We start from the raw sequence: 7,429 nt of genomic DNA on the forward strand, positions 1-7,429 counted from the left end.
GAACTGGTACGCGGTGCCAAGCTGTCGCTGCAGCCCGATGCGCACGTTCTCCATCACCGTCAGGTGCGGGAACACCGCCGAGATCTGGAACGAACGGATCACGCCGCGGCGCGCGATCTGCGCGGGCTTCTCGCGGGTGATGTCGATGCCGTTGAATACGATGGTGCCGGTGGTCGGCTCCAGGAACTTGGTGAGCAGGTTGAAGCAAGTGGTCTTGCCTGCGCCGTTGGGGCCGATCAATGCATGGATCGAGCCGCGACGTACGCGCAGGTTGACGTCTCTGACTGCGTCAAAACCTTTGAAGGATTTGCTCAATGAACGGGTCTGCAGGATCAGGTCTTCGTGGGGCATGCCGTTTTTTGTGAAAGGCGTCGTTCGCGTTGACGCGGGGAACGCGTGGCGTATCTGGAGGCCATGGCGGCCATTACATTGGCCGCCATGGCCTCCAACTGCCCCGCGCAGCTGGGGCGTCAGAAAGTGCTACAGGGAGGAGCGGATGCTCCGGCTACTTCGCCTGCGTTTTGAAAACGCGACATTGGCTTTCAGTGACCGGCAGAAAGACGTCATCACCCGGCAAGGTCTTCTCCAGGGCGTAGAGGTCCCAGGGGCCTTTCGATTCCTGCGGCGACTTGACCCGGAAGTAGTAGTAGTCGTGCACCATGCGACCGTCCGGTCGCAATTTGGGATTGCGTACAACGTCGTCCTGGATCGGCAGTTCGTGCATCTTGCGAACCACCGTACGCGCATCGTCGGACTTGGTGGCCGCCACCGCTTTCAAATAGTGATAAATGGATGAATACACGCCGGCGTGCGTGAGGGAGGGCGGTCCCTTCTTGTAGATATCCATGAATCGCTTGCTGAATCGCCGGGTGCCTTCATCGATATCCCAATAGAAGCTCTCGGGAAAGCGCAGACCCTTTGCCTGTGCCAGACCTATCCCCTTGATCTCATAGACGGTTGGAAAGAACGCAGCCTGCAGCTTCTTCGCACCGAGCTGGAACTCGCTGGCTGTCTTGATCGCGTTTGCGGAGTCGGCACCCGAGTTCGCAAACGCCACGACATCGGCTTTCGACTGCTGCGCAGCGATGATCTGCGAGGACATATCGCTGCTGTTTAGTGGATGTTTCGATTCGCCTACCGTATAGGCACCGATTGCCTCGAGTTGCTTTCGCGCTTCGGCAACGGCTGCATTGCCGTACGCATAGTCAACCGTAATGAAGTACCAACCCTGTTTGGGCTTGGCCAGACCTTTGATTGCCGCGGCGGTCTGCGAATAGGTGTCCCACATCCATTGCACCGCATATTCTGGCTGGCAGTCCTCGTTAGAGATGCGCAGGGGACCACCGGCGAACAAGGCTGCTTTTTTCTTCTGTACGGCAAGATTCTGCATCGCCAGCGCCACTGCGGAGTTCACCATGTCCGCATAGGCGTCCACCTTATTGACATCGGCCCACTCCCTTGCCTTGGCGAGCGCGATGTCCGTCTTGTTCTGGTGGTCGGCGGACAGCAACTCGACCTTCATGCCCTTGCATTCCCGGGCGAGGCAATCGTCGATGGCCATTTGTGCGGCCACTACCGAACCTTGACCGGAGAACTGCGAAAATGAGCCGCTCATGTCTGTAAGGAGACCGATCCTGACCGCGCCGTCGGAGATCTCTGCCTGCACCCCGGTTGCGGAAAGCATCGCCATCAGCGCGACTGCGGAAAGGCGAGTTGTGTTGCTCAAACACTTGTTCATGATTTCCTCCGTGGATTCGCGGGTTCAGCGCGCGGTTGCGACCATGCCGTCGTCGATGTCGGCTTTGATGAGTGCCGGATCGCGCTCGGCCTCATCGCCATAGCCGCCGCCACCGCCCATGTAGACCTTGACTCGGTCGCCACGATTGAGCGTGACCATGGATTTCGAGGCGAGCCTTTTTGTCACGCCATTGCGGGTCAGTTCACAATAGCCGCGCTTGCCTTCGTTTCCACCAAACAGGCCTTGCGGGGCATAGCGATGGCGATCGGCGTAGATGGCGAAAACGACGCCATCCTTGAGCACGGAATACTCTCGGCTGAAGCCGGCACCGCCGCGGTACTTGCCGGCACCGAAAGAGTCTGGTTCCAGTGCGTAACGCTCCAGCCGGAAGAAGTCGTACTCCATATCCAGAGCCTCGGCCGGCGTGTTGGCGCAGTTCGACAGCGGGGAGTCCACGGCGTCACACCCGTCGCCGTGCTGGGATCCGCCATAGCCGCCGCCGAAGATCTCCAGGTAGACACTGTAGCCCTCGTGGCGCTGCAGGGAGAAGCAGGCTGCGGTCAAGGTGTCAAAGCCGGTCGCGATGACCTTTTCGGGAGCGACCGGTGCCAACGCCCGCATGATGGCGTTGTAGATTCGATAGTTTGCTTCCAGTCGGGCGCGCACAGGCGAGGGCGGAGCTGGGTTCAGGATCGAACCGTAGGGCGCCGTGATCCGAACCGCGCGCAGGATGCCATCGTTGAAAGGAATGTCCGGAGACGTGAGCACGGACTTGACACAGGTGACCGCGGCCGACACCGTGCACGAGAATGGCGAGTTCAGGTTGCGGCGAACCTGCGGGCTGCTGCCTGCAAAGTCGATATCGATAGATTCGCCTGTCACGGCAACCCTGACTTTGATCACCAGAGGCTCATCGGTCACGCCGTCATCGTCGATCACGTCTTCACCGTAATAGACACCGTCCGGCAATTGGCCAATGGCGGCGCGGAAGCGACGCTCTGAATAGTTGACCATTTCTGCCATGACCTCGGTCACCGTGCGATCGCCATATTTGTCGCAAAGTTGCACAAGCCGCGCCGCAGCGATGGCGTTGGCGGCGAACATGGCGTTCATGTCACCGATGGTCAGGTCCGGTACCCGGATATTCGCGCGGACCAGTTGTTCGAGCGGGCCGCCATCCCAGTCCCGGGTTCGAGACCAAAGGGTGGGGGGCAGGCGCAGCCCTTCCTGGTAGATGTCGGTGGCGCCCGGATCGAGGCCTGGTGCGCCGCCGCCGAAGTCAATCTGGTGGGCGACACTGGCAGAGAACCCGATCAGCTTTGCGCCGTAGAAAATCGGGCAGAAGATATAGACGTCAGGCAGGTGCTGGCCACCCGAGTACGGGTCATTGGTGATCATGAAGTCGTCCGGGCCGATGGTTTCGACCGGATGACGTTCAAGGCATTGCTTCAGCGTGATGCCGATAGGGCCGAGTTGGATGGGGATAAGCTCGGCTTGCGCCACGATATCGCCATGCACATTCGCGATCGCCGCCGAGCCATCGCTGGCCTCGCGCAGGATGGTCGAATAGGCGGAGCGGATCAGCTTTACGCCCATCTCACGCGCTGCGGCAAGGATGCTTTGGCTGATGATGGCGTTGTCGAAAGGATTGACCGGCATGCTCATGCTTCCTTGGAAAGAATCAGGTTGGATTGCGAATCGACGCTGGCTGCCCAGCCTGCCGGTACGAGAACGGTCGTGGTGTAGTCCTCCAGCACTGCTGGTCCCAACACGGTGGTCCCATCAGTACTAAGCCCTGCGACAGTGCGGCGACGGCACGACGCCCAGGCTTTGCCGTCATACAGGGCGGGCTCGCCCGGAGCGGCCAGCAGGCTGCTCGTTGTGTCGGATGCAGCGGAAACATGCGGCGTAGCAAGCGTTGCACCCACGCGTAGCGCAACGACTTCGATCGGTCTGCCGGACTTGTCGCTGTGGAAATAGATGCGATGATGCGCATCGATGAAGCCCGCCTCCAGGCTCTGGCGATCCAGGGCCGCAAGGGCCAGCGCATCGAGTTCGAGCGGCACTTCGAAGGCCTGTCCGACGTAGCGCATCTCGAGCGTGAAGCTGAAAGCCAGCGGCTCATCGAAAGCCATTTGGCGAAACTGCGCTTCAAGGTCCTGCTGAATGGTGGCAAAGCGCTCGCGCAACTGGCCGCATGTCTCGTCGTCGACCTGAACTCGGTGAGTCAGCGTCTCGTATTTGATGAAATCGGAGGCGAGCAGGCCGTGCGCTGAAGTCACGCCGGGGTTGGGCGGCGCAACAACCTTGGCGATGCCAAGTTCTTCAGCGATCTGCGCCGCCTGCATCGGTCCGGCGCCGCCAAAGGGCACCAGAACATAGTCGCGGGGATCGCGTCCACGCTGGGTGGACACAAGTTGGATGGCGCGAACAATGTTCGCATTGGCGAGGCGCACGGCGTTGTAGGCGACCGCCTCTACGGGAAGGCCGAAGTGCGCTGCCAGCGAATCAAAGGCCCGGTGCGCCGTGGCAACATCAATTTTCATCTGGCCGCCGAGGAAGGCTTCGGGGCGGACCGTACCGAGGACGACGTGGGCGTCAGTGATGGTAGGCAAGTTGCCACCGCGCCCATAGCAGGCAGGTCCCGGCTGCGCACCTGCGCTCTCCGGGCCGACCCGCAGCATGCCACCGTCGTCAATCCAGATCAGGCTTCCCCCGCCGGCGCCAACCGTGACGATGTCCAGAACGGGGGTGCGCACGGGTAGCCCATCGATTTCGGTTTCCGGAGCCAACGTCGGCCTACCATCTTGAACCAGGCACACATCAGAGCTGGTGCCCCCCATGTCGAAGGTAATGACGTTCTGAAAGCCGGATCGAATGACCTGGCGTACCGCGCCGACCACGCCAGCGGCGGGCCCCGAGAACAGGGCGCTGATCGCATTCTCACGCATGGCGTCAGCAGGCAGCCGCCCCCCGTTGGATTGCATCACCGAAAAACGACCACGAAACCCTTCCCGAGTCAGCGCTTCGGTCAGACGCCCAAGGTATCCCGCGATAACCGGCTGCACAAACGCGGACAGCGTCGCGGTGCTGGCACGTTCGTATTCGCGGAACTCGCAGGCCACCTGATGAGAGCACGTCACAACGACACCCGGCAGGGCCGACCGAATCATGTCCGCCAGGCGGCGTTCATGGTCGGGATTACGGTAGGCATTGAGCAGGCAGATGGCCACAGCGTCGAATGTACCGGCTTCGAGCTTCGGCAGGACGTTGGCGCGGAATTGCTCTTCGTTCAATGCAAGTTCCACACTCCCATCGGCCAGTATGCGCTCGTGCGCTTCAAAGCAATCGCGACGCTTTACCGGCGGCGCAGGCTTTTTATAGAACAGGTCGTAGATCTGCTTGCGGTCGTGGCGCTGCAGAAAGAGGATGTCGCGAAATCCTTCGGTCGCAATAAACGCGACCTTTCCACCCTTGCGTTCAAGCACCGCGTTGGTGGCAACTGTGGACCCGTGGGCAAAGTCGTCGATCTGCGCAAAGTCAATGCCGGCGGCGCGCAGCGCGTCCAGGACGCCGATATCGGGAGATGCTGGGGTACTAGGCACCTTAATCACGTGTATCCGGCCAGGACTGTGCGCGACCAGATCCGTAAAGGTTCCTCCGACTTCTACTCCTACTTTCATTTTGCTTTCCTTGTCCGACACGGGGCGATTGACGGTGGCGAGCGGCGCATGCGTAAGGTGGTGCACACTGATAGCGCCGTTCTGGTGCAGCTGCACAAAAAACTGCACTGCTTTAATCGATATGCGATACACTATGATTGTGCAGCGGTTACGAAGAGTTTATGCGCGCTTTCTACATCGGTAAACGCTCATATGTAATCGCATATAGATTAATTTGTAACTGACTCGGGGATTTCCACGATGGACAACGACAGTAGAAATTCGCCGATGTTTAATCAGTCGGTAGAAAAGGGGCTGGCCATCTTGGCCGCTTTTGGATCGCGCAACCGCCACATGAGCCTCGGTCAGATCGCGGATACGGTTGGCATCACACGCAGCTCTGCGCAACGCATCGTTTTTACGCTCGAAGCTCTTGGTTACGTGGCCAAGGATCCCTACACCCGACGCTACGAGCTAACGACCAAGGTAATGGAGATTGGATGCAACTATGTGGCGGCCAATACACTCATCGATAGCGCCAATCCGTTCCTTTCGGCTATGAACAGCAATTGCGACGAAACGGTGTCGCTCACGGAGCCGTGCGGCAACAACATGGTGTACGTGGCCTCGTTTACAAGTCGTAAGCCGATCGTGGCGCATATGGCGATCGGCAGCCGGATGCCGATGTATTGCACATCGGCTGGCCGCGCTTATTTGGCAGGGCTGCCGGATGACGAGGTTCGTACCTTGCTGCGGCAGTCGGAGCTAAAACCGCTGACACCGAACACGCTGACCGATCCTGAGCAAATCTTTGCCAACGTGCTGGAAGGACGCGTGCGCGGATTCTCGATGAATTTTGAGGAGTATTACCTGGGACACATGAACGTCGGCGCACCGGTTTACAACAAGAATGGGCGCGCCATCGCCGCAGTACACGTTGTGGCACCGAGCAGTCGTTGGACTCGTGAAGAGGTGCTGGCCAAGCTTGGCCCGATGGTTCGCGAGTGCGCAGGGGCAATCACCAACGCTGTGCGTGCCCACTAGGGCCGCCGAGACGAGCCACGCCATCGCTGGGGGCAAAGAGACCATGACTATGTGCTACCTAGAACGCGGTCGGCAGCCGCGTGGCGCTGATCTGCGCACTATAGGATTTGAACATAACGCGCGATCTAGCGCCGAGACAGACATGGATGGTGAGAGGTTATGTTGAATGGGAGAGGCGGACGTCTGTCGACGCTGCCGGCACCTCAGTTGGCCGTTGATGCGCAGGCGCTCGATACGGCAGCAAAGTCAAAATGGGCGGGCGGCATACGTGGCATTGCGCGCCGAGACCTCTTCCCTGTCATGGCCATTCGGACCGTCTAGCGGAAAGGGCGCCGAGGAATGCCCCATCAACGATTTCACGATCACAAAATAATTGGGCTGTGACGACGGACCACGCGGAAGGCCATAGATCGGTCGTCTCTAGCCGACCGCATCAGCCTTCGCAGAGGCTCCCACATGCCATCCTGGCCCGGCTACCGCACCTCTTGTCGATGTCCCCCTTGCCCATTGGTTCGTCCGCCAATTGTGCCGGGCGAACGGCAGTGTATTGCGGAAGCGGTCGTTACGGTCTAAACGAACATAACGGATTCCGAGACCACGATCGATTCACGAAGGTGGAGCCGCAGTGCCGCGCTGAATCAGTGAAATTGGCATCTCCGTACGGCCTGGATCCGTCCCGTCCTGCAGCCATCGCAGTAAAGCTTCCGCAGTTTTCTTGCCCAACAAGCTACTTTCCAACGCTACGGTTGTGAGGCCGGGCGTGACTTCAGCCGAAATCGGAAGGTTATCGCAGCCAACGATCGAAAGCTGATCAGGCACTTTGAGGTTTAGCGCTGTTGCCTCGAACAGACAACCGAGCGCTAACACGTCATTGCCACAAAAGACCGCCGTAGGCCTGGTCGATGCCTCGCGAAGTATGTTTCGCAGTCCGGTACGGCCTCCAGCAAACGAGTAGGGCTGCTCGCAGGCCGCGCCGGGGATGATT

6 protein-coding genes are annotated in these 7,429 nt (G+C 59.7%); 1 reads left to right on the forward strand and 5 read right to left on the reverse strand.

Going from position 1 to position 7,429, the window contains the following annotated elements; translation table 11 throughout:
- From E1J61_RS26640 to E1J61_RS26655, 4 genes are all read right to left on the reverse strand, one after another.
- On the reverse strand, positions 1 to 351 hold a 351-nt coding region (locus E1J61_RS26640), incomplete at its 3' end, for an ATP-binding cassette domain-containing protein (protein ID WP_133096939.1).
- A gap of 154 nt (positions 352 to 505) precedes the next feature.
- Complete coding sequence (locus tag E1J61_RS26645) at positions 506 to 1,738, reverse strand: ABC transporter substrate-binding protein (RefSeq protein WP_133096940.1); 1,233 nt, start codon at positions 1,736 to 1,738, stop codon at positions 506 to 508.
- Between the two features lie 24 nt (positions 1,739 to 1,762).
- Entirely contained in the window at positions 1,763 to 3,397 is a 1,635-nt protein-coding gene (locus E1J61_RS26650; RefSeq protein ID WP_133096941.1) for a hydantoinase B/oxoprolinase family protein, read from the reverse strand.
- Between the two features lie 2 nt (positions 3,398 to 3,399).
- Positions 3,400 to 5,517 (reverse strand): hydantoinase/oxoprolinase family protein, encoded by a 2,118-nt coding sequence (locus E1J61_RS26655; protein ID WP_243736986.1) that lies wholly within the window; start codon positions 5,515 to 5,517, stop codon positions 3,400 to 3,402.
- Positions 5,518 to 5,661: 144 nt separating this feature from the next.
- Between E1J61_RS26655 and E1J61_RS26660 the strand changes: the two genes are divergently transcribed.
- Positions 5,662 to 6,444 carry an IclR family transcriptional regulator gene (locus E1J61_RS26660; protein WP_133096942.1) on the forward strand — a complete coding sequence of 261 codons (783 nt, stop codon included), beginning with the start codon at positions 5,662 to 5,664 and terminating at the stop codon, positions 6,442 to 6,444.
- A 606-nt stretch (positions 6,445 to 7,050) separates the two neighbouring features.
- Here the strand turns inward: E1J61_RS26660 and E1J61_RS26665 are convergent.
- A partial coding sequence (locus E1J61_RS26665; protein ID WP_165971548.1) for a substrate-binding domain-containing protein occupies positions 7,051 to 7,429 on the reverse strand: 379 nt, incomplete at its 5' end.

The sequence above is a fragment of the Cupriavidus sp. L7L genome, from assembly GCF_004353535.1.
Lineage (GTDB): Bacteria > Pseudomonadota > Gammaproteobacteria > Burkholderiales > Burkholderiaceae > Cupriavidus > Cupriavidus oxalaticus_A.

Coding starts and splice junctions, on each gene's coding strand:
- E1J61_RS26650 (WP_133096941.1), bottom strand. CDS start 3,397: ATGCCGGTCAATCCTTTCGACAACGCCATCATCAGCCAAAGCATCCTT.
- E1J61_RS26645 (WP_133096940.1), bottom strand. CDS start 1,738: ATGAACAAGTGTTTGAGCAACACAACTCGCCTTTCCGCAGTCGCGCTG.
- E1J61_RS26660 (WP_133096942.1), top strand. CDS start 5,662: ATGGACAACGACAGTAGAAATTCGCCGATGTTTAATCAGTCGGTAGAA.